General features: G+C 72.0%; 21 protein-coding genes. 16 read left to right on the forward strand and 5 right to left on the reverse strand.

Features of this window, described 5'->3' with window-relative positions; genetic code table 11:
• Nucleotide 1 precedes the first annotated feature (1 nt).
• Nucleotides 2-946, reverse strand: a complete 945-nt coding sequence (locus tag ACFHWT_RS21690; RefSeq protein ID WP_416596497.1) for an ABC transporter permease — start codon at nt 944-946, stop codon at nt 2-4.
• A gap of 180 nt (nt 947-1126) precedes the next feature.
• Between ACFHWT_RS21690 and ACFHWT_RS21695 the strand changes: the two genes are divergently transcribed.
• From ACFHWT_RS21695 to ACFHWT_RS21710, 4 genes are all read left to right on the forward strand, one after another.
• On the forward strand, nt 1127-1384 hold the full coding sequence (locus ACFHWT_RS21695; protein ID WP_416596498.1) for an NAD(P)-binding protein: 258 nt from the start codon (nt 1127-1129) through the stop codon (nt 1382-1384).
• A gap of 193 nt (nt 1385-1577) precedes the next feature.
• Entirely contained in the window at nt 1578-2792 is a 1215-nt protein-coding gene (locus tag ACFHWT_RS21700) for a flavin-containing monooxygenase (protein WP_416596499.1), read from the forward strand.
• 3 nt (nt 2793-2795) lie between these two features.
• Entirely contained in the window at nt 2796-3725 is a 930-nt protein-coding gene (locus ACFHWT_RS21705; RefSeq protein WP_416596500.1) for an alpha/beta hydrolase, read from the forward strand.
• On the forward strand, nt 3718-4485 hold the full coding sequence (locus ACFHWT_RS21710) for an SDR family NAD(P)-dependent oxidoreductase (protein WP_416596501.1): 768 nt from the start codon (nt 3718-3720) through the stop codon (nt 4483-4485). The genes ACFHWT_RS21705 and ACFHWT_RS21710 overlap by 8 nt, the downstream gene beginning before the upstream one ends.
• A 118-nt stretch (nt 4486-4603) precedes the next feature.
• On the opposite strand, the gene ACFHWT_RS21715 is transcribed toward ACFHWT_RS21710, so the two are convergent.
• Nucleotides 4604-6214, reverse strand: coding sequence for an ABC transporter substrate-binding protein (locus ACFHWT_RS21715; protein ID WP_416596502.1), 1611 nt, complete (start codon nt 6212-6214; stop codon nt 4604-4606).
• Nucleotides 6215-6431: 217 nt separating this feature from the next.
• A complete protein-coding gene (locus tag ACFHWT_RS21720; protein ID WP_416596503.1) occupies nt 6432-7196 on the reverse strand; it encodes an IclR family transcriptional regulator in 765 nt (254 codons plus the stop codon).
• 57 nt (nt 7197-7253) lie between these two features.
• Between ACFHWT_RS21720 and ACFHWT_RS21725 the strand changes: the two genes are divergently transcribed.
• From ACFHWT_RS21725 to ACFHWT_RS21755, 7 genes are all read left to right on the forward strand, one after another.
• Nucleotides 7254-8345 (forward strand): cupin domain-containing protein, encoded by a 1092-nt coding sequence (locus tag ACFHWT_RS21725; RefSeq protein ID WP_416596504.1) that lies wholly within the window; start codon nt 7254-7256, stop codon nt 8343-8345.
• On the forward strand, nt 8342-9172 hold the full coding sequence (locus ACFHWT_RS21730; RefSeq protein ID WP_416596505.1) for a fumarylacetoacetate hydrolase family protein: 831 nt from the start codon (nt 8342-8344) through the stop codon (nt 9170-9172). The genes ACFHWT_RS21725 and ACFHWT_RS21730 overlap by 4 nt, the downstream gene beginning before the upstream one ends.
• Entirely contained in the window at nt 9169-9963 is a 795-nt protein-coding gene (locus tag ACFHWT_RS21735) for a maleylpyruvate isomerase N-terminal domain-containing protein (protein ID WP_416596506.1), read from the forward strand. Before ACFHWT_RS21730 ends, ACFHWT_RS21735 begins: the two co-directional genes overlap by 4 nt.
• Before the next feature lie 102 nt (nt 9964-10065).
• The gene (locus ACFHWT_RS21740; RefSeq protein ID WP_416596507.1) at nt 10066-11829 is read left to right on the forward strand and encodes an FAD-dependent oxidoreductase; all 1764 of its coding nucleotides are present in this window, start codon (nt 10066-10068) and stop codon (nt 11827-11829) included.
• Between the two features lie 2 nt (nt 11830-11831).
• On the forward strand, nt 11832-12071 hold the full coding sequence (locus ACFHWT_RS21745) for a 4Fe-4S dicluster domain-containing protein (RefSeq protein WP_416596508.1): 240 nt from the start codon (nt 11832-11834) through the stop codon (nt 12069-12071).
• Nucleotides 12064-12795 carry a hypothetical protein gene (locus ACFHWT_RS21750; protein WP_416596509.1) on the forward strand — a complete coding sequence of 244 codons (732 nt, stop codon included), beginning with the start codon at nt 12064-12066 and terminating at the stop codon, nt 12793-12795. The genes ACFHWT_RS21745 and ACFHWT_RS21750 overlap by 8 nt, the downstream gene beginning before the upstream one ends.
• A 19-nt stretch (nt 12796-12814) precedes the next feature.
• Complete coding sequence (locus ACFHWT_RS21755; protein WP_416596510.1) at nt 12815-14437, forward strand: FAD-dependent oxidoreductase; 1623 nt, start codon at nt 12815-12817, stop codon at nt 14435-14437.
• A gap of 23 nt (nt 14438-14460) precedes the next feature.
• Here ACFHWT_RS21755 and ACFHWT_RS21760 read toward each other — a convergent pair whose 3' ends face one another.
• Nucleotides 14461-15138 (reverse strand): TetR/AcrR family transcriptional regulator, encoded by a 678-nt coding sequence (locus ACFHWT_RS21760; protein WP_416596511.1) that lies wholly within the window; start codon nt 15136-15138, stop codon nt 14461-14463.
• 212 nt (nt 15139-15350) lie between these two features.
• On the opposite strand from ACFHWT_RS21760, the gene ACFHWT_RS21765 reads away from it, so the two are divergent.
• Genes ACFHWT_RS21765 through ACFHWT_RS21785 form a run of 5 tightly spaced genes read left to right on the forward strand, consistent with a single transcriptional unit; the run spans nt 15351 to nt 20578 of the window.
• A complete protein-coding gene (locus ACFHWT_RS21765; RefSeq protein WP_416596512.1) occupies nt 15351-16988 on the forward strand; it encodes an ABC transporter substrate-binding protein in 1638 nt (545 codons plus the stop codon).
• A complete protein-coding gene (locus ACFHWT_RS21770) occupies nt 16985-17869 on the forward strand; it encodes an SDR family NAD(P)-dependent oxidoreductase (protein ID WP_416596513.1) in 885 nt (294 codons plus the stop codon). Before ACFHWT_RS21765 ends, ACFHWT_RS21770 begins: the two co-directional genes overlap by 4 nt.
• Nucleotides 17870-17897: 28 nt before the next feature.
• Nucleotides 17898-18854: an ABC transporter permease gene (locus tag ACFHWT_RS21775; RefSeq protein ID WP_278169628.1), complete on the forward strand. Its 957-nt coding sequence runs from the start codon at nt 17898-17900 to the stop codon at nt 18852-18854.
• Entirely contained in the window at nt 18847-19722 is an 876-nt protein-coding gene (locus ACFHWT_RS21780; RefSeq protein ID WP_416596514.1) for an ABC transporter permease, read from the forward strand. The genes ACFHWT_RS21775 and ACFHWT_RS21780 overlap by 8 nt, the downstream gene beginning before the upstream one ends.
• 52 nt (nt 19723-19774) lie before the next feature.
• Nucleotides 19775-20578, forward strand: coding sequence for an SDR family NAD(P)-dependent oxidoreductase (locus tag ACFHWT_RS21785; RefSeq protein ID WP_416596515.1), 804 nt, complete (start codon nt 19775-19777; stop codon nt 20576-20578).
• Between the two features lie 77 nt (nt 20579-20655).
• On the opposite strand, the gene ACFHWT_RS21790 is transcribed toward ACFHWT_RS21785, so the two are convergent.
• Nucleotides 20656-21885, reverse strand: a 1230-nt coding sequence (locus tag ACFHWT_RS21790; RefSeq protein ID WP_416596516.1) for an IS110 family transposase, incomplete at its 5' end; no start/stop codon positions are given.

Genomic DNA, 21885 nt, shown 5'->3' on the forward strand with positions numbered 1-21885 from the left:
CTCAAGAGATCCGCACCTTCGGGTTGAGGAGTCCGTAGGCGATGTCGACGAGCAGGTTCGCGGTGAGCACGACCACCGCGGAGACCAGGACGACGGCCTGTACGACGGTGAAGTCCCGGTTGAGGATGGCGTCGATGGCGAACTTGCCGAGCCCTGGCATGCCGAAGATGGACTCGACGATCACCGCGCCGGACAGCAGGTGCCCGAGCCGGATGCCGAGCACGGTGATCGCCGGCGCCGCCGCGTTCTTGAGTGCGTGTTTTCCGATCACGGTGCGCGCCGGCAACCCCTTGGACCAGGCGGTCCGGACGTAGGGCTGGGAGTACGCGTGGAGGAAGCCGGTGCGCAGTTGGCGGGCCATTTCGGCGGCGGTGAACACGCCGAGGGTGATCGACGGCATGATCAGGTGCTGCATCCAGGGCAGCACGCCCTCGCTGAGCGGGGTGTAGCCGGTGGCCGGCAGCCAGCGCAGCTGCACCGCGAAGATGGTGATCAGCATGGTCGCCAGCCAGAAGTTCGGTACGGCCAGGCCGGCGGCGCTGCCGAGCAGGCCGATCCGGTCGACGGCACGGCCGGCGTAGACGCCCTGCAGGATGCCGGTCGGTACGCCGATCAGTAGCACCACGACGAGGGTGCCCAGGGCGATGCTCGCGGTCAGCGGCGCGCGGCGCAGGATCTCGTCGCTGATCGCCCGGCCGGTCACCAGCGAGTCGCCGAGGTCGCCCTGCAGGATGCCGCCGAGCCAGTGCGCGTAGCGGACCAGGAAGGGGTCGTCGAGGCGTAGCTGCTGGCGCAGCGCGGCCAGCTGCTCCGGGGTGGCGTGTTCGCCGGCGATCGCCATCGCCTGGTCGCCGGGGAGCAACGCGACCAGGGAGAACGCGCCCAGCGAGACGATCAGCAGGAGCGGGATCGCCGACAGGAGGCGCCGGAGGACGAGGGTGACCATTCGTGGGTGATCCTTTGGCCGCCGGAACGCTGGCTGACCAGCATCTGACTGTCCGGGCAACCTACCTAACGAGCGCTTGTTAGTCAACGCTCGGTTGGTGCCGGTGATCCGCCCCGCCCGTCGGTCGTCTCCGGTCACCGCGTTGACGAACAAGCGCTCGGTTGGCTAGCGTCGGCCGGGATGACGACGGACACCGCAGTCGACGACCCCGCCGGTCCGGCGGACCGGCACGACGTGCTGGTCGTCGGGGCCGGGTTCGCCGGGATGTACCTGATCCACAAGCTGCGCGCGCTCGGCTTCACCGTGCACGCGGTCGAGGCGGCTGGCGGCGTCGGCGGCACCTGGTACTGGAATCGGTACCCCGGTGCCCGCTGCGACGTGGCGAGCCTGGAGTACTCCTACTCGTTTTGCGAGCCGCTGCAGCAGGAGTGGGAATGACCGAGCGGTTCGCCGCCCAGCCGGAGATCCTGCGGTACGCCGAACACGTCGACGACCGGTTCGACCTGCGCCGTGACATCACCTTCGACACCCGGATCCGGACGGCCGACTTCGACGAACAGACCGGGCTGTGGCGGCTGCGCGCAGATGGCGGGCGTACCTTCGTCGGCCGGTTCCTGATCACCGCCGTGGGATGCCTGTCGGCCGCCCGGACCCGGACTGGCCCGGCCAGCGCGACTTCACCGGCCCGATCTACCACACCGGACAGTGGCCGCACCACGAGGTCGACTTCACCGGCCAGCGGGTCGCGGTCGTCGGCACCGGTTCGTCCGGCATCCAGGTGATTCCGCCGATCGCCGAGCAGGCGGCACACCTGACGGTCTTCCAACGGACCGCCAACTTCAGCCTGCCGGCCCGCAACCGGCCGCTGCTACCCGGCGAACAGGCCGACGTCAAGGCCAGATACCCGCAGATCCGGGCGATGATGCGGGAGAACCCGCGGGCGCTGCACCGGCGGACCGGCAAGGGGGTGCTGCAGGTCCCCGAGCAGGTCCGCCGGGCCGAACTGGAACAACGCTGGCGCGACGGTGAGGTGTCCTTCCTGACCGCGTTCACCGATGTGCTGACCGACGCCGACGCCAACCGGGCGGTCGCCGACTTCGTCCGGGAGAAGATCCGGGCCACGGTGACCGACCCGGCCACCGCCGAACTGCTCTGCCCGCAGGGCCACCCGATCGGGACGAAGCGGATCTGCCGCGACACCGGATACTTCGAGACCTTCAACCGGGACGACGTCGACCTGGTCGACGTACGGTCCGAGCCGATCGTCGAGCTGACCCGGGGCGGGGTGCGGACCAGCCGCCGGGAGTACCCGGTCGACGCGGTCGTCTTCGCCACCGGCTACGACGCGATGACCGGAGCGCTGACCCGCATCGACATCCGGGGCCGCGGTGGGCGGTCGTTGCGCCAGGTGTGGGCCGACGGGCCGCGCAGCTACCTCGGACTGGTCGTCGCCGGCTTTCCGAACATGTTCACCGTTACCGGGCCGGGCAGCCCGTCGGTGCTGGTCAACGTGATCATGGCTATCGAGCAGCACGTCGAATGGCTCGCCGACCTGCTCGGGTACCTGCCCGCCCGGGGCGTGACCCGAGTGGAGGCCGACCCCGACCACCAGGACGCGTGGGTCGCGCACGTCGCCGATCTCGCCGCGGCCACCCTCTACCCGCAGGCCGACTCGTGGTTCATCGGCGCGAACGTACCCGGCAAACCCCGGGTCTTCCTGCCGTACGTCGGCGGGCTGGACCGCTATCGGCGGCGGTGCGACGAGATCGCCGCGGCCGGCTACCCGGGTCTGCGCTTCGACGACCCGGCACCCGACCCGTACCCGGCGAACGATCCGGTGGTCTGACCCATGGCACTCGATCCGCAGTCCGCCGCCGCGGTGGCGGCGGCCGCCCGGCGGATGCCGGCGCTCGGCACCGAGGTGCACGACGCCGCCGAGGCACGGCGGATCCTCGCCACCCGGCCGGGCAACCCGCCGGCCGGCCCGCCGGTGCACCGGGTCGCCGAGCACCGCGCCGGTCCGGCCGGTCTGCGGGTACGGGTCTACCACCCGGCGCCGACCGGGCGGCCGCAGCCGGCGGTGGTGTTCTGCCACGGCGGCGGCTTCACGCTCTGCTCGCTGGACACCCACGACGGGCTGTGCCGGCTGATGGCCCGCGACAGCGGCGCGGTGGTGGTGTCGGTCGACTACCGGCTCGCCCCCGAGCACCGGTTCCCGGCCGCCGCCGAGGACGCCTACGCCGCGACCGCCTGGACCGCCGGCAACGCCGATGTGCTGGGCGTTGACCCGGCGCGGATCGCGGTGGCCGGCGACAGCGCCGGCGGCAACCTCGCCGCGGTCACCGCCCAGCTCGCCGCCGCGCGCGGCGGGCCGGCCCTGGCGTACCAGCTGCTGGTCTACCCGATGCTCGACCACCGGTTCGACACCGACTCCTACCGCAGCAACGGCCGCGGGTACGCGGTCACCGTCGACCACCTGCGCTGGTACTGGCACCAGTACCTTGGCGACGCCGACCCGGACCAGCCGGCGGCCTGCCCGCTGCGCGCCGGCGACCTGGCCGGCCTGCCGCCGACCTACCTGGTCACCGCCGAGCACTGCCCGCTGCGCAGCGAGAACGAGGCGTACGCGGCCCGGCTGCGCGCCGCCGGGGTCGCGGTGACCCTGGCCAGCCACCCCGGTGTGGCGCACGGCTTCTTCACCCAGTGGCACCAGTTGGACACCGGCCGGACCGCGACCGCGCAGGCGTTCGCCGTGCTGCGGGCGGTGCTGGATGGCTGAGCCACGGGTCGCGGTGGTCACCGGGGCCGCCGCCGGCATCGGCCGGGCCACCGCCGAGCACCTCGCCGCGCTCGGCGACACCGTACTCGGGGTGGACGTCGACCCCGACGGTCTCGCCGCGCTGCGCGAGCAGGTGGGAGCCGCCGGTGGCCGGGCCGGGACGCTCACCGCCGACCTGGCCGGGCCTGCGGCGGCGGCCACCGTCGTCGAGACCTGCCTACGGCGGTACGGCCGGATCGACGTGCTCGCCCTGGTCGCCGGAGTGGGCCAGGCCGGACCGTCCGACGCGGTCACCGTGGCCGAGTGGGACCGGGTGCTCGACGTCAACCTGCGGGCACCGTTCCTGCTGGCCCAGGCCGCGATGCCGCACCTGGTGGCCACCGGCGGCACCGTCGTGGCGGTCTCCTCGGTGGCCGGGCTGCGCGGCTGGTCCGGCAGCGCGGTGTACGCGGCGTCCAAGGGCGGGCTGATCGCGCTGATGCGCTCGCTGGCGGCCGAGTACGGCCCGGCCGGCGTACGGATCAACGTGCTCTGCCCCGGCGCGGTGCGGACCCGGCTGGCCGACGGGATGCGGGCCGCGCTCAGCGGCGGCGATATCGCTTCGACCGGCGGTGCGGCTACCGGCCCGGCCCCGACGCGGCCGACCGGTCGGCGGGCCGAACCAGCCGAGATCGCCCGTACCATCGCGTTCCTGGCCTCGCCGGACGCGTCGTTCGTCGCCGGCAGCGTGCTGCGCGCCGACGGCGGCGCGCAGGCCTGACCCACCACCGTCCCGGCCGCGCAGGCATCCGTGCCGCCGGCACACCTCGGCGTCGCGGGATCCGTCCGCCGGATCCCGCGACGCCGTCGCGTCCGCCCGCGAAGGGCGGTCCGGGTGGTCAGCCGACCGGTACCCGGCCCTCGGTGATGTACAACCCGTCGAAGATCATGTTCGATCGGGTGGAGCCGCGTTGCACCCCACCGACGTGGGCACCCATCGCGGTGTGCCCGGCGACGAAGAACAGCGGCACTCCGGCGGCGGCCTCCTCGGAGACCAGGGTGGCCGCCTGGCGTAGCAGGTCGGCCCGCTCGTCGGGGTCGACCGCTGCGTCCGCCTGGACGACGAGGTCCCGCAGACCGGGGATGGTCTCGCCGGACGGGTTGTACCGGCCGTCCTCGAAGAACCGTTCCCGGAACCGGCTGGACGGTGACCGGGCCGGTGCCATGGCCAGCGGCGCGGCCGCGATCTGCGGCGGCGAGTCGGCGGTGCCGTACAGCCGGGCCAGCATCTGCGCCGGGTCGATCAGCTGCAGGTCCATGGTGAACCCGGCCTGCTCCAGCTGCGCCTGCACCAGCTCACCCATCCGGACGTACGCGGTGAAGGTGCCGCCGATCTCGGCGGTGAACGTCACCCCGTCCGGGTAGCCGGCCTCGGCCAGCAGCTCCCGGGCCCGTTGCGGATCGTACGGGTAGGCGTCGGCCAGTTCGGGCGAGTAGGGTACCGAGCCCTCCGGGAACCACTGGGTGGCCGCCTCGGACCGGCCGTCGGTCAGCGCCTCGGTGATCGCCTCGCGGTCCAGGGCGTACTGCAGGGCCTGCCGGACCCGGACATCGTCGAACGGCTCCATCGCCTGGTTGATCAGCAACGCGCGGACCTCGTTGGTCGACGAGGACATCACCCGCAGCCGGTCGTCGGCGCAGGCCGCGGCGACCTTGTCGTCCTCGATGTACTGCACGTCCAGGTCACCGGCCTGCAGCGCGCCAAGGCTGGCGTCGGTGGAGGTCTCGATGAAGTCGATCCCGCCGAGCAGCCGCTCCTGCGCGTTCCAGTAGCCGTCCCAGGCCCGGACACTGACTTTCTCCCGGGCGTACCAGGGGCCCTCGACGGCGTACGGGCCGGCACCGACCGGCGCGTCGCTGAACGCGGTGGAGGAGCCGGCGGCCTGCACCGCGGTGGGCGAGGCCATCAGCCCGGGCCGGTCGGACAGGACAATCGGGAAGGCGGCCGGGTTCGGCGGATCCAGCTCGAACCGTACGGTGTAGTCGTCGACCACCTCGATGGCCTGGACGTTGGCCAGGTCACCCTTGATGTTCGACTCCTCGTCGTTCATCGCCCGGTCGATGTTGAAGCGCACCGCCTCGGCGTCGAACGGGGTCCCGTCGGAGAAGACGACGCCGTCGCGGAGTTTGAACTCCATGACGTTGTCGTCGACGACGTTCCACTCGGTGGCCAGGCCAGGGATGGGTTGGTCGGTGGCGTCGAGCTTGACCAGTGGGTCGAAGATCGTCTGCAGCACGGTGATCTCGTTGGCCTCGACCATCCGGATCGGGTCGAGCGAGCTGGCCGGCACGCTGCCGTACTTGAGGATCGCGGTCGGGTCGTGGGCCACCGTGCCCGCCGTCGCCGGCGGGCAGCCGGGCGCGGCGGTGGCGTGGTCGTCGGTGGTGTCGGAGTCGGTGTCGGAACTGGTGCTGCAAGCGGCGAGCGGCAGCAGGGACAACGCCAGCATCGGCGCGAGTGTGTGGTGTAGGGATCTCACTTTTCGGTCCCACCTTCGGTAGGCGGCAGTTGCTCTACCAGCGGTGCGGCACGGCACGGCGCCGGCGAGAGTAGGCGAGGAAGCTACCAACAAAGCGCTTGCTTCGTCAACGGCATGTTGCGCCGATGTTGCAGCCCGATGTAGTGGTCGGTCCGGTCCGGCGGTCCTCGCCGGCCCGGCGCTGCGGTCAGTGCCCGCCCAGCTCGGCGGCGATCAGCCCGGCGGCGGTCCGCAGCGCCGCCGCGACCTCGGGAATCCGGGTGTTCGGGCAGCGCGCGGTGGGCATCCCGGCCGCCAACGCGCCGCGCACCCGGCCCGTCGAGTCATGCAGGCAGACCCCGATCCCGGTGATGCCCCGCTCGCTCTCCTCGCGGTTCACCGCGTAGCCGAGGCGACGTGCGGTGGTCAATTGGCGACGCAGGGTGGCTAGATCTTCGACCGCAGGACCGTACACCGCCGGCAGCCCTCGGGGATAGAGCACCTCCAGCTCCGCCGGACTGAGTTGGGCGAGCAGCACCTTGCCGCCGGAGGTGCAGTGCGCCGGCATCGACATCCCGGCCCGGGAACCGACGCGCAGACCGTGGGTGGCCTCCACTCCGTCGAGGAACCGGACCGCGGTGCCCTGCAGGACCGCCAGGTGCACCGTCTCCTGCAGCTCACCGCTGAGCCGCTCCAGATGCGGCCGCACCACGGTCCGCAGGTCCGGGCCGGACCGGCCGGCGAGCAGCCCCAGGTCGGCGAAGACCGGGCCGGGCAGGTACGCCCTGCGGCCGTCCTGGACGGCGAAGCCGTGGTGCTTCAACATGCCGAGCAGTCGGTGCGCGGTGGACGGCGCCACCCCGAGGTGGCGGGCGGCCTCGGCCACCCCGAGCCGGGACCGCTCCCGCAGCAGCAGGATCAGGCGCAGGGCGTTGTCGACGGACTCGATGGGGTACGGCACGGCGTTCTGCACCAGAGAATTATGACCACGTGATCATTCCGTCGTAAAGAAGGTTCCTAACCTGGCGACATGGTTGACCTGGACTCCGAGGCCGCTGCCGGCACGGTGCAGGACCGCGCTCTGCAGCAGCTCTACACCGACTTCGACGCCGCTGGACTCAAACCGCTGTGGACCGTGCGGGACGGTCTGATGCCGGTCGCCCCGACGCCCCGGGCGGTGCCCCACGTCTGGCCGTGGGACCGGCTGCTGCCGCTCGCCGCCCGCGCCGGTGACCTCGTCCCGGTCGGGCGCGGCGGCGAACGACGGGCCATCGCCCTGGCCAACCCCGGCCTGCCCGGCGACCCGTTCGCCACCGCCACCCTCTGGGCAGCGGTGCAGTACCTCGGGCCCCGCGAGGTCGCCCCGGCCCACCGGCACAGCCAGAACGCGTTCCGCTTCGTGCTCGACGGGGAAGGCGTCTGGACGGTCGTCGACGGCGACCCGGTCGCGATGCGCCGGGGTGACCTGCTGCTGACCCCGGGCTGGGCGTGGCACGAACACCACAACACCGCCGACACCGCGATGGTCTGGCTGGACGGACTGGACATTCCGCTGAACGCCCAACTCGACGCCGGGTTCTTCGAGTTCGGCCCGGACCAGCTCACCGATACGTCGACCCCGGCCGTCTCGCGGGGCGAACGGCTCTGGGCCCACCCCGGGCTGCGCCCGCTGTCGGCCGACGCGGACACCGTCCACTCGCCGCTGCCGGCGTACCGCTGGACGCACACCGACGCCGCGCTCACCGCGCAGCTGGAGCTCGCCGACGAAGGACATCCGGCGCTCGTCGAGCCCGGCCACGCGGCGGTACGGTTCGTCAACCCGACCACCGGCCGCGACGCCCTGGCGACGTTGCGCCTGGAGATGCACCGGCTGGCCGCCGGTGCCGCCACGGCAACCCGCCGGGAGGTCGGCTCGTCGGTGTGGCAGGTGTTCAGCGGGCAGGCCACGGTGCTGCTCGACGGCCGGGAACACCAGGTCGGCGCCGGGGACCTGTTCGCCGTACCGTCCTGGTGCCCGGTGAGCCTGCGGTCACCGCACGGCGCCGATCTGTTCCGGTTCAGTGACGCACCCAGCTACCAGGCGCTGCACCTGGACGGGCACCAGGTGGGTGATCCGGCGTGAGGCTGGCCACCATCCGTACCGGCGATCGGACCGCCGCGGTCCGGGTCGACGCCGACGCGGCGGTCGAGGTCGGCGCCGTCGACCTCGGCGAGCTGCTCACCGACCCCGGTTGGGCGCAGCGCGCCGCCGCCGCCGACGGCACCCGGCACCCGGTCGACGGACTCGACCACGCTCCGCTGGTCAGCCGACCGGAGAAGATCATCTGCGTCGGGCTGAACTACCGCCGGCACATCCTGGAGATGGGCCGGCAGCTCCCGGAACATCCGACGATCTTCGCCAAGTACCCACCGGCGCTGATCGGGGCCACCGACCCGGTCGTACTGCCGGCCGCCGCGACGGCGATGGACTGGGAGGCCGAACTCGCGGTCGTCGTCGGCACCACCGTCCGGCACGCCGACCCCGAGCAGGCCGCCGCCGCGATCGCCGGCTACACCGTGCTCAACGACGTCACCGCCCGGGACTGGCAGTACCGCACCCCGCAGTGGCTGGCCGGCAAGACGTTCGAGGCGACCACCCCGATCGGACCCTGTCTGGTCACCCCGGACGACCTCGACCTCGACGCCGGGTTCAGCGTCGAATGCCTGGTCAACGGCGAGGTGGTGCAGAGCTCCGACAGCACCGAGCTGGTCTTCGACCCGCCCGCACTGGTGGCGTACCTGTCCACCATCTGCACCCTGCGGCCCGGCGACGTGATAGCCACCGGGACACCCGGCGGCGTGGGCCACGCCCGTAAACCACCCCGGTACCTGACCGACGGTGACGTGCTGGTCACCCGGATCGGTGGGGTCGGCGAGTGCCGCAACACCTGCCGCGCGGAGCAACCGTGACCGGCGCGGGGTCCGACGCCACCATGGGCTGGCTGACCGCCGGGGAACAGCGGTGCCGGGAACTGGTCGACCAGCTCACCGACGCCGACGCGGCGGCGCCGAGCCGGCTGCCCGGCTGGACCCGCGCCCACCTGGTCACCCACCTGGCCCGCAACGCCGACGCCCTGGTGAACCTGTTGACCTGGGCGCGGACCGGGGCGCCGACCCCGATGTACGCCAGCGCCGCCCAGCGCGGCACGGACATCGACGCCGGCGCCGGGCGCGGCGCCGACGAGCTGCGCGCCGACCTGGCCGGTGCGGCGGGTCGGCTCGCCGACGCCGTCCGGGTCATGCCCGACGACGCCTGGTCGGCCACCGTCCGTACCGGTCAGGGCCGCGAGGTTCCCGCCGACCAGGTGCTCTGGCTGCGGGTCCGGGAGGTCTGGGTGCACCAGGCCGACCTCGACCTCGGCGGCACCCTGGCCGATCTGCCCGGTCCGCTCACCGACGCGCTGCTGGACGAGGTGACCGCCACCTTCACCAGCCGTGACGCCGGTGCGGCGGTCGAACTGCGGGCGACCGACCGGTCGCGGGTCTGGCGGACCGGTCCGGGAACCGTGGCGACCAGCGGGACGGGGAGCGCGGCGACCAGCGGTGCGGCCGGGTCCGGTGATACCGCACCGGTCCGGCCGGTGGAGCTGTCCGGAGCCGGTTGGCAGCTGCTCGGCTGGCTGATCGGGCGAGTGCCGGCGGACCGTCTGACGGTCCGGCCGACCGGTGCCGTGGTCGCGCCACCGCCGCCGTGGATATGACCCGGTCCGCTCGTCGGACCCCGCTGACCAGGCACGATGACATGATCGATTTCTGGTGGCCGCCGATTACGGCGAGTCACCGACGATAGGAGGGAGGCACCGGTGGGCGGCAACGTGATCGAGTCCGACGTACTCGTCATCGGTGGGGGAATCGCCGGCTGCGTGGCGGCCGTGCGGGCCGCGGAGGCGGGCGCCTCGGTGGTCCTGGTCGACAAGACCAGGTCGGTACGGCGCTCCGGCGACGCCGGCCGGGGACTGGCCTTCCTCACCACCTACCTGGACCTGGGCGAGCCCTGGGACACCCCGGAGGTCTTCGCCGAGTGGTACTGCGACATCGCCCTCGGGCTGGTCGACATGGAGGTGGCCCGGCCGCTGGGCATCGAACCGCTGCCGGCCGTCTGCCGGTTCCTGGAGGAGTCCGGCGTGCCACTGCGCAACGCCGACGGCGACTACGAGCGGGTCGGCCGGATGTGGACGCCCGGTCCGATCGTGCTCAAGTTCGACGGCGCCGACATCAAGCCCCGACTGGCGCAGCGGGCGGCGGCCACCGACCAGGTCCGGATCATCGGCGGGGTGCACGCCACCAGCGTGCAGCTCGACGACACCGGCCGCGCGGTCGGCGCGACCGGCTTCGACATCCGGTCCTGCGAGTTCCTGACCTTCCGCGCCGGCGCGGTGATCGTCGCCACCGGCAACGCCGAACGGGTCATCTTCAACTCGCCCCGGCGCGACGCGTTCCACACCTACCACCGGCCCTACCACGCCACCACCGGGTTCGCCCTGGCCGCCCGGGCCGGCGCGGTGGCCGCCAACATCGAGTTCCTCGGGACCTTCCTCTTCCCGCGCGGCTTCGCCACCGGCGCGATGGGCAACCTGCTGGAGGCCGGAGGCCGGCTGGTCAACGGCAATGGTCAGCTCATCGCCGACCTGCCGGACGTCGAGGGGGAGCGGCGGTTCGGGTTCGGCATCGTCGGCAAGGCGGCCGGTGAGGTGCTCGCCGGCCGTGGCCCGGTGTACATCGACTGCACCCATCTGCCGCCCGCCGAGATCGCCGCGATCAGCGACTACATCTCCTACGACGCGCCGCTGTTCCTGGAGTTCCTGGAGCAGTCCGGCATCGACCTGTCCCGGCACCCGGTCGAGTTCGAGCTGTTCAACGGCGCCTGGTCGGCCACCGGGTCGCCCAAGGGCGTGGTGGTCGGCGCGGACGGGCAGACCCGGGTCCCCGGCCTGTTCGCCGCCGGTGACCTGGCCACTCCGGCGTACGCCCTGGCCGGCTCGCTGGCCAGCGGGTACGTCATCGGCCGGACCGCCGCCGAGTTCGCCCGGTCCGCCGCCGCGCCGGTGCTGGACGCCTCGGCGGTGGCCGCCGAACGTCGGCGGACCCTGGCACCGCTGAACCGGACCAGCGGGATCGGCTGGCGTGAGTACGAGCACCAGCTGCAGGACCTGATGACCAAGTACGTCGGAATGGACCGCAACGAGATCGGGCTGCGGCAGGCCGCCGAGTACCTGCGCGGGTACGCGGCGGCGGCCGGCGAGGTCCACGCCGGTAACGGTCACGAGCTGATGCGCGCCCACGAGGCGTTCGACCTGCGGCTGTTCGACGAGATGATGACCGCCGTCGCGCTGGAGCGCGACGAGAGCCGGTTCAGCTTCCTGATGGGTCACTACCGCACCGACCGGCCGGGCGCCGACGACCAGCGGTGGCTCGGCGTGTCGATCCTGGCCGGACACGACGGCGAGCAGCCGGTGCTGGAGCACACCGTGCCGACCCCGTCCTGGCGTGCGGCGCAACTGGAGAACCGGTCGGTCGTGGAACTGGTCGGTGAGCGGGGAGCACGGCTCGCCGGAAAGGTGGGATAGGCATGGCACCACGGATCAACGAGAACCTCTGCACGCTCTGCGGGATCTGCCAGGACGTCTGTCCGGGCGACATCCTGCACATCGATTGGGGCGTGGCGGAGATGGTCCGCTACCCGGACGAGTGCAGCTACTGCGACGTCTGCCGGGTGGAGTGCCCGGCCGGCGCGATCGACATCGAGTTCACCTGGAGCATGCGGCAGCAGCCGATCTCCATCCTGCCAGGTCGGCCCGACCATGATTGAGGCGAGCTACACCCTGGACATCGACGTCGGCGTCGACGAGGTGTGGTCGTTCGTCGAGGTGATCCCGAACTGGGCGCACTTCCTGGTCGGTTTCCAGAAGCTGGACCTGGTCGACGACCGACGGTCGATCTGGACGCTGCGCGGTGACGTCGGGGTCCTCGCCCGCGAGGTGGACCTGCAGGCCGACATCACCGTCTGGGAGCCGGGCCGGCGGGCGGAGTTCACCATCACCGGGCTGACCGAACGGATCACCGGGCAGGGCAGCTTCGACATCGAGCCGATCGACGCGCCGTCGGGACCGGGCGACGCCACCGCGGCCGGCCCGGCCGACGGTTCCCCGGCCTCGGGACAGCAGCGACGTCCCGAGCCCGGTGACGAGCAGACGCGTCCCGGACTGCTGCGCCGGATCAGGTTCGCCGTGGCCGGCCGGCTGCTGCGCTGGTTGAACCGCCGCCGGGCGACCCACCCGTCGGCCGGTTCGGCGGCCAACCCGCCGGCGGCGGCCAACCCTCCCGAGGCGAGCGATCACGTGTCGGGCAGGCCGACATCGGCCGGGCCGCCCCGGACCGGCCGATCCCGGCTGCGTTTCCATCTGCAGCTCACCCCGGGCGGGCCGATGGCCCCGATGGTCGAGCTGTTGATGGGGCCGATGGTGGAGCCGACCGCCGAGGACTTCCTGCGCAACATCCGCCAGGCACTCGAAGCCCGGCGGGCCAGCGCCTGACGAGGGGAGCAGACGAGCCATGCACGAGTTGCCACGCCGTACCGATGTGGTGGTGGTCGGCACCGGCGCCGCCGGGTTGACCGCGGCGTTGACCGCTGCCGCGGCCGGCCTGCAGGTCACCATCCTGGAGAAGGCGCCGGTGATCGGCGGCACCACCGTGGTCTCCGGCGGCTCCATCTGGGCGCCGGCGAACCGCTGGCTGGCCGAGGCGGGCGTGCCGGACAGCCGCGACGACGCGCTGACCTACCTGCGACGGCTCGCCCTGGACCGGGTCCCGGATCGGGTCATCGAGGCCTTCGTCGACCAGGTCAACCCGATGCTGGACCTGGTGGTGGCGCGCACCGGGCTGCGCTTCACTCCGAACCTGGAGCACCCGGACTACCAGCCGGACCTGCCCGGGGCACATCCGGGCGGGCGCACCCTGCAGAGCGACCTGTTCGACGCAACCGTCCTCGGTGAGCTGCGCGGCAAGCTGCGGCCGACGCATTCGACGGTGCCGGTGACCAAGCTCGAACTGGACCAGTGGGGGATGGACACCCTGGACCGGTGGGACTGGGCGCTGATCGCCGAACGCACCGCGAAGGGCGTGGTCGGCATGGGCGCCGCACTGGTCGGTGAGCTGCTGTACGGCTGCCTGCGGCTCGGTGCCACGGTGCACACCGACACCCGGGCGGTCCGGCTGCGTCGCGCCGGCGGACGGGTCGACGGGATCACCGTGGCCGCCGGCGACGGCGAAGTGGAGATCGTCGCGCAGCGGGGTGTGGTGCTCGCCTCCGGCGGGTTCGAGTGGGATCCGGCGATGGTCGGGCAGTTCCTCGGCGTACCGATGGACGCACCGGCCAGCCCACCGGCGAACGCCGGCGACGGGTTGCGGATGGTGATGGAGGTCGGTGCCGCGCTCGGCAACATGAGCGAGGCCTGGTGGGGGCCGATGGTGTACGCGGCCGGCGACACCTACGACGGCGCGCCGCTGTTTCGGCCCACGTCGGGTCTGCGGGCGCTGCCCGGCGGGATCATCGTCAACCGGAACGGCCGGCGGTTCTCCAACGAGGCGATGAACTACAACGACCTCGGCAAGGCGATGGCCACCTTCGACCCGATCCGCTACGAGTACGCCAACCTGCCCTGCTGGCTGGTGTTCGACGACCGCTTCCGGTCGTCGTACTCGGTCGCCACGGCGACCCCGGACGCGCCGACCCCGGGTTGGATGGCGACGGCACCGACCCTGGCGGAGCTGGCCGGCGCGGTCGGCATCGACCCGGACGGGTTGGCCGAGCAGGTCGCCGAGTTCAACCGGCACGCCGCGCAGGGCCGGGATCCGCAGTTCGGTCGGGGCGCGACCGTGTACGACCGGTACCGGGGCGATCCGACGGTGACCCCGCACCGCAATCTACGTCCGCTCGGTGACGGTCCCTACTACGCGGTACGGCTGCACCTGGGCTGTCTGGGCACCAAGGGCGGCCCGCTCTGCGACGAGCACGGCCAGGTGCGGGACGTCGACGGTGGGCTGATCGGCGGACTGTACGCCTGCGGGAACGTGGCGGCCAGCCCGTTCGGACCGGGCTATCCGGGTGCCGGCGCGACACTCGCCGCCGGGATGACGTACGGATACCTGAGCGGTCGCTCGTTGGCCGCCGGATGAGCAGCCGGCCGGTAACCGGCCGGTCAGCCGGCCGGTGCCGGTGCCGCCCCATCGACCGCGTCGACCGCGGCTGGTGGGGCCGACAGGGCCGCCGGGGTCGACGTGTCCGCATCGGTCGGGCGCGCGGCCAGGCCGTCGAGGAAGATCGCGGTGCACTGGTCGGCGAGCCGGCTGGTGGGATTGTCGGGGCTCGGATGGAACCACCGGACCGACAGCCAGACCGCGTCGCGGATGAAGCGGTAGAACACCCGGGTGTCGATGTCGGGGCGGAACGCTCCGCTGCTGACGCCCGCTTCGATCACCCCGAGCCAGGCGCTCTGCACCTCGCGGGCGACGTCCTTGAGGTAGTGGAACCGGGCCAGGCCACGCAGGTAGTTGACGTCGTTCTGGTAGATCTCGGTGGCGTGCGGGTGCGCAGCGGCGGTGTCCAGCGAGGCGCGGACCAGCTCGCGCAGCCGGGTCGCCGGATCGTTCTCCCCGGCCAGCACCTCGGCATACCGGTGGCGCAGATCCTCCAGGTAGGGGCCGAGGATCGCCTCGACGATCGCTTCCTTCGAGTCGAAATGGTGGTACAAGCTGCCGGACAGGATGCCGACCTCGTCGGCGATCTGCCGGACCGTGGTGGCGGCTACGCCGCGACTGGCGAAGAAGGCCGCCGCGCAGGCGATGATCTGCTGTCGTCGATCCAGCGACTCTGCCACGGTGCCTCTTTCGGGTCTGCGGTGCAACGGGCGGGCGCCAGCATAGCAGAGTCAATCAAGCGCTTGGTGCGACGGGTGTCGGGGTCGGGCTGGTCGCCCCAGGTCGAGCTCGGGTAACAATCTCCAAGCGAGCGCTTGATTGGTGGTCGGTACGCGGCTAGTTTACATGGCATTCACAAAGCCTCGGGCTTCACGGCTACCAGGAGAAGCAGATGGCAACTGGTCGGAAATACAAGTGGAACGGGGCGCCCGCCCGCGTCGCGGTGGCCGGGCTGCTGCTCGCCACCGTCGCCGCGTGCGGCGACGACAACGAAACCAACGAGACCGGCGGCACGATCACCATGGCCACCTGGTCGGCCACCCAGTCACTCGACCCGGTCCAGGTGGCCGGCACCGGCAACTCCGGCGGCGCGGAGCTCGCGGCGCTCTACGACACGATCATGCGGTACGACCCGGCCAGCGGTGCCTTCGAGCCGCAGACCGCCGAGTCGCTGACCCCCAACGACGACTTCACCCAGTGGACCCTCACCCTACGGTCCGGGATCACCTTCAGCGACGGCGCGCCGTACGACTCGGCGGCCGTCGTGGCGAACCTGCAACGGCACACCGAGGCACGGTCCAACGCCAGCTCGCTGGTCGCGCCGATCACCGACTACGCCACCCCCGACGACCTGACGGTGGTGTTCACCCTCGCCTTCCCATGGAACAACTTCCCGTTCGCCCTCGCCGGAACCCCCGGCATGGTGGTCAACCCGGCGGCGGTGGCCGCCCAGGGCGACGCGTTCGGCACCAACCCGGAAGGTGCCGGTGCCGGGCCGTTCGTCTTCGACGAGTTCCGCCCCGACGAGTCGCTGACCCTCACCCGTAACCCCGACTACTGGGGCGGCGAAGTCCCGCTGGACGGGGTGCGGTTCATCCACGCCGGTGACGGACCGCAGACCTACGAGGCGTTCCGCGCCGGCAGCGTCGACCTGGCCTTCCTACGTGACGCCGGGGCGATCGCGGACGCCGAGGCGGACGGCGCCGAGGGCATCCGGGTCCAGTACTCCGCCAACGACACCCTGATCATGAACAACGGATTCCCGATCACCTGCCAGGAAGGCGAGCCGGCACCCCGGTGCGAAGGCCAGCCGGACGGCACCGAACTGGAGTCCACCGCACCCACCGCCGACAAGCGGGTCCGGCAGGCGGTGGCCGCCGCCATCGACCTGGAGACGCTCAAACAGCGGGTGTACGGCGGTGCCGGCTTCATGTCCAGTGCCCTGATCTCCGAGGACTCCCGCTGGTACGACGGTGTCGACGGACCGGCCTACGACATCGACCGGGCCCGCGACCTGGTCGAGGAGGCCAAGGCCGACGGCTGGGACGGGCGGATCCGGGTCAGTTGCCACACCGGCCTGCCGACCTGGGGGACCGCCGTGCAGGGCATGCTGGAGGCGGCCGGTATGCAGGTCGACCTCACCGACCAGCAGGAGATCGCCGCGAACACCTCGGCGGTGATCGTACGCAAGGACTTCGACCTGGCCTGCTTCGGCTCGTCGATCTCCGACGCCGAGCCGTTCTTCGCCCTCAACCGCGACTTCAACTCGACCTACGTCACCACCGGCGGCGGCAACTTCTCCGGCTACGTCAATCCCACCGTTGACGAGGCGATCGCCGCCGGACGGGGCGCCGGCAGCGAGGCCGAGGTGAAGGCCGCGATCAGCACCATCGCCCGGGCGTACGCCGAGGACGTGCCGTTCCTCGCGCTGACCGCGCAGCCGGAGGTCGTGCTGATCTCCGACGAGGTCGGCGACGTGCTGCAGAGCGTCAACACCGTGGTGCTGCTCGGTCGGGCGACACGGGGATGACCGGACGATCCGCGACCGACGCCGCTGACCCGTCGGCGCGGGTCACCGGGCGGGGTGGTGCCGGCGCTGCCGGCGCCACCCCGGCACCCCCGGTGGCCCTGATCACTGCGGCCGCCCACGGCATCGGGGCGGCCACCGCACGATCCTTCGCCGAGGCCGGCTACCGGCTGGTGCTGGCCGACGTCGACGCGGCCGGGCTTGCAGCGACCGCCGCCGACCTGACCGCCGCCGACCTGACCGCCGCCGACCTGACCGCCGCCGACCCGGCCGGTGCCGACCCGGCCGGTGCCGACCGCGTGACGACCGTGGTCGCCGACGCGACCACCGAGGCCGGCGCCGCCACGGCGGTCGACGCGGCCACCACCCGGTACGGGCGGCTGGACGCGTTGATCAACGTGGTGGGCGGCAGCCAGCCCGGCCGTACCGTGCTCGACATCGACCTCGCCGAGTGGGACCGCTGGCTGGCGCTCAACCTCACCTCGGTCTACCTGATGTGCCGGGCCGCGCTGCCGCAGCTGACCGCGGTCGGCGGGACGATCGTCAACGTCTCGTCCGGTGCCGGACTGCGCGGCATGCGGGCCAACCCGGCGTACTGCGCCGCCAAGGCCGGAGTGGTCGGACTGACCCGGGCGCTGGCCATCGACCACGGCCCCGCCGGGGTCCGGGTCAACTGCGTCGCACCCGGACCGGTCCGTACCCCGTTGATGGAGCGCAACCGCAGCGCCGCCGAGATCGACGCGATGGGCCGGATCGCGGTTCTCGGCCGGATCGGCGAGCCCGCCGAGATCGCCGCGGCGATCCGGTGGCTGGCCAGCGACGCGGCGTCGTACCTGACCGGTCAGACCATCGAGGTCGACGGCGGGCCGGCCCCGCTGGTGTGACCCGGCGACGACGAGAGGAGGAGCACTGATGCTACGGACGGTCGCCGTCAAACTGGCCCTGCTCGTCCCGGTGCTGTTCCTGGTCAGCGTGGGCACGTTCGTCCTGCTCCAACTGGGGCCGGGCGACCCCGCCGCGCAGGTGCTCGGCAACACCGGTACGCCCGCCGACTACCAGCGCATCCGTACCGAGATGGGGCTGGACCAGCCGCCCGTGCAGCGCTACCTCGAATGGCTCGGCGGCGTACTGCGCGGCGACCTCGGTCAGAACCTGGTCCCGCCGATCGAGAACGTCTCCGACCGGCTGCTGCGGGCGTTCCCGGTGAACCTGCAGCTCGCCGCGATGGCCATCGTGCTGGCCCTGCTGATCGCCGTCCCGCTGGCGATGTGGTCGGCGTACCGGGCCGGTGGGCTGGTCGACCGGTGGATCTCGGCCGGCACCATCGGCGTCATCTCGGTCCCGCCGTTCCTGGTCGGCCTGCTCCTGCTGCTGGTGTTCGCCATCCACCTGGACTGGTTTCCGCTCGGACAGTGGTCCCGGCCGTCCGACGACGGTCTGGGCCAGAACCTGTGGCACGCCTTCCTGCCCGCGCTCACCCTGGCGTTGGCCGAGGCCCCGGTCTTCGCCCGGCTGCTGCGCGGCGACCTGGTCGCCACCCTGCAGGAGGACTTCATCCTGGCCGCGAAGGCCAAGGGCATGCCCGGCTGGCACATCATGCTCCGGGAGGCGCTGCGCCCCTCGTCGTTCTCGCTGATCACCCTGGCCGGGGTGAGCGCCGGCCGGCTGCTCGGCGGCACGATCATCGTCGAGGCGGTCTTCGTACTGCCCGGGGTGGGCAACGTGATCATCAACGCCGCGCAGAGCAACGACTACAAGCTGGTGCAGGGCGGCGTACTACTGATCGCGGTCATCTACCTGCTGCTGAACCTCACCGTCGACGTGCTGTACGGCTATCTGGACCCGCGAATCCGGAGGCGGCATGCCTGAGCCCAGCCGTACCCGACGCCGTCGGATCGACCTCGCCTTCTGGCTCAGCCTCGGCTGGCTGGTCGTTCTCACCGGCTGCGCCCTGCTCGCCGACCTGCTGCCGCTGGGCAACGCCGACGACACCACCCAGACGATCGGGATCGCCGGCTACGCCCGCCCCGACCTGTTCTCGGCCAACCCGCTGGGCACCAACGGCTTCGGTCTCGACCTGCTGGCCCGGTCCATCTACGGAGCCCGGGTGAGCCTGCTGACCGTCGGCTGCACCGTGCTGGTCAGCCTGCTGATCGGCGGTGCGGTCGGCATGGTCGCTGGCTACTTCCGTGGCTGGGTGGACGTGGTGATCGGCGTCTTCGCCGACGCCGCCCTGGTGATCCCCGCCCTCGTCCTGCTGATCGCCTTCGCCGCGGTGCTCGGCCCGCCCCGGACCGTGCCGGAGGCGGTGCTCAAGAGCGGTCTGGCCCTGGCCGTGGTCGGCATCCCGACGATGATCCGGCTGGCCCGGGCCAACACGCTGCTGTTCGCCCAACGGGAGTTCGTCACCGCCAGCCGGGCGATGGGCGCCCGGCACACCCGGATCCTGATCCGCGAACTGCTGCCCAACGTGGCACTGCCGCTGGTCTCGTACGCCTTCATCGTCGCCGCCGTGCTGATCGTCGCGGAAGGATCGCTGGCCTTCCTCGGCCTCGGGCTGCAGCAGCCCGCCCCGTCCTGGGGAAACATGATCGCCGAGGGTGGCCTGCGGGAGCTGCGCCGGCACCCGCACGTACCGCTGATCCCCGGTGTGTTCATGTTCCTCACCGTCTTCAGCCTGAACATCGTCGGGGAACGTGCCCGGGCCCGCTGGGATCCCCGGGACTTGCAGGTCTGACGACAACGTCCGGAACCGGGCCGCCCTCGACCCGAGCAGCAGGAGGTACGTCATGCGGATGGACGAGTCGGCGTTCCGGCTGGACGGCCGCGTCGCCGCGGTCACCGGCGCCGGCAGCGGAATCGGCCAGGCGGTCGCACAGACCCTCGCCCGGGTCGGCGCGGCGGTGGTGGTCGCCGACATCGACGCCGAACGCGGCGCGGCGACCGTCGCCGACATCACCGCCGCCGGCGGACGGGCCAGCTTCCAGTACACCGATGTCAGCCGTCGGGCCGACCTGGACGCCCTGGCCACCGCCGCCGTCGACCGGTACGGCGGCCTCGACATCCAGTGCAACATCGCCGGCGTGCCGTCCCTGGTCCGCGAGTTGACCGAGGTCACCGGGGCGGACCTCGACGCCGAGTTCGCGATCAGCGTCAAGGGCGTGCTGTACGGCTGTCAGGCCGCCGCGACGGTGATGACCCGCCAGGGGCACGGAGCCATCGTCAACATCTCGTCGACCGCCGCCGACCTGCCCGCCGCCGGCTACGGGCTCTACCACCTCGGCAAACTCGCCGTCGTCGGGATGACCCGCACCCTGGCCCTGGAGCTCGGCCCGAAAGGGGTACGGGTCAACGCGATCGCGCCCGGCGCCACCCTGACCAATTTCAGCGCCCGCAACTTCACCGATCCGGACGGCACCGTCGACGCCGAGCGCAAGCGTCAGTGGCTGGCCGGCATGGCGGCCCGTTCGCCGCTGAACATCGTCGGCGACCCGCAGGACCAGGCGCTGCTGGTGCTCTACCTGGTCTCCGACGCCGCCCGGTTCGTCACCGGGCAGCTGATCCGGGCCAACGGCGGATGGTCGATGGGGTGACACCACTCCGGCCAGGTGTCGCGCCTGCGCCAGGTGTCGCACCGACGTCCACGGAAGACATCCCAGGAGCTTGAGTGTCAAGCAGCAGCCTCGGTGAGGTGATGCGACCAGGCGGTCGTCTCGTCGTAGACGGCGCCGGCCTTGAGGCATCCGTGGAGGATGCCGACGAGCCGGTTGGCGAGCTGACGCAGCGCGGCGTTGTAGCCGGCGCCACGGGCTCGTTGCCGGTCGTAGTAGGCGCGGGCACCCGGGGATGTGTGCAGGGCGGAGAACGCCTGCGCCATCAGCGCGTCGATGAGCCGGTCGTTGTGCACGAACCGGGCCGCGACGGTCCTCTTCTTCCCGGACGCGCGGGTGATCGGGCTGGTCGCAGCGTAGTTCTTCCGGGCCTTGGCCGACGTGTAGCGGTCGTGGTCGTCACCGAACTCAGCGAGCACCCGGGAGCCGAGGACGGCACCCAGTCCGGGCTGGGACAGGATGATCTCAGCGTCCGGGTGCCGACCAAAATGGTCCTCCACCTGCCCTTGCAGGGCCTTGACCTGTTCGTTGAGGGTGACCAGCAACGCGACCAGGGCACGTACCGACGCGGCGTACGCGGCGGTGACCACGGCGGGCTGGCCGAGGTGCTCGGCGCGCAGCGCGGCTTGGATCGTGGCCGCCTTGGCCGGGATGTCGCGGCGGCGGGCCCGTTTGAGGGCCGCGCTGATCTGCGTCAGGCTCAACCGGGCGGCGGCCGCCGGGTCGGGGGCCTTCGCGAGGAGTTCCAGGGCGTCCGGGGCGTCGAGGTCGGCGAACGCCGTGAGGGCGGCGGGGAAGTAGTCGCGCAGCGCGTGCCGCAGCCGCTGACCGGCGCGGGTGCGTTCCCAGACCAGGGTTTTGTGTGTTCGGGTGACGACCTTGACCGCCTGCGCGTCGGCGGTGTCTCCGGCGATCGGGCGCAGTTGGTGCGAGTCGGTGCGCACCATGTCGGCCAGCATGTGCGCGTCGGCGGCGTCGCTCTTGGCCCCCGACAACGCCAGGCGTTCCCGGTAGCGGGACGCCTGCAACGGATTGACCGCGTACACCGTGTAGCCGGCGGCGACGAGGGCCTGCACCCACGGGCCCCGATCGGTCTCGATGCCGATCCTCACCCGGGCGTCGTCGTCGGTGTCGATGTCGTCCCCGAGGGCCTGGCCGATCATCGCGTGCAGCCTGGTCATCCCCGCGACGCCCTCGGGCAGCCGGGCCCTGGCCAGCCGGCGGCCGGAGGCGTCCATCACCTCGACGTCGTGGTGGTCCTCCGCCCAGTCATCTCCTACGAACAGCAA

The sequence above is a fragment of the Micromonospora sp. LOL_021 genome, from assembly GCF_048060215.1.
GTDB lineage: Bacteria > Actinomycetota > Actinomycetes > Mycobacteriales > Micromonosporaceae > Micromonospora_E.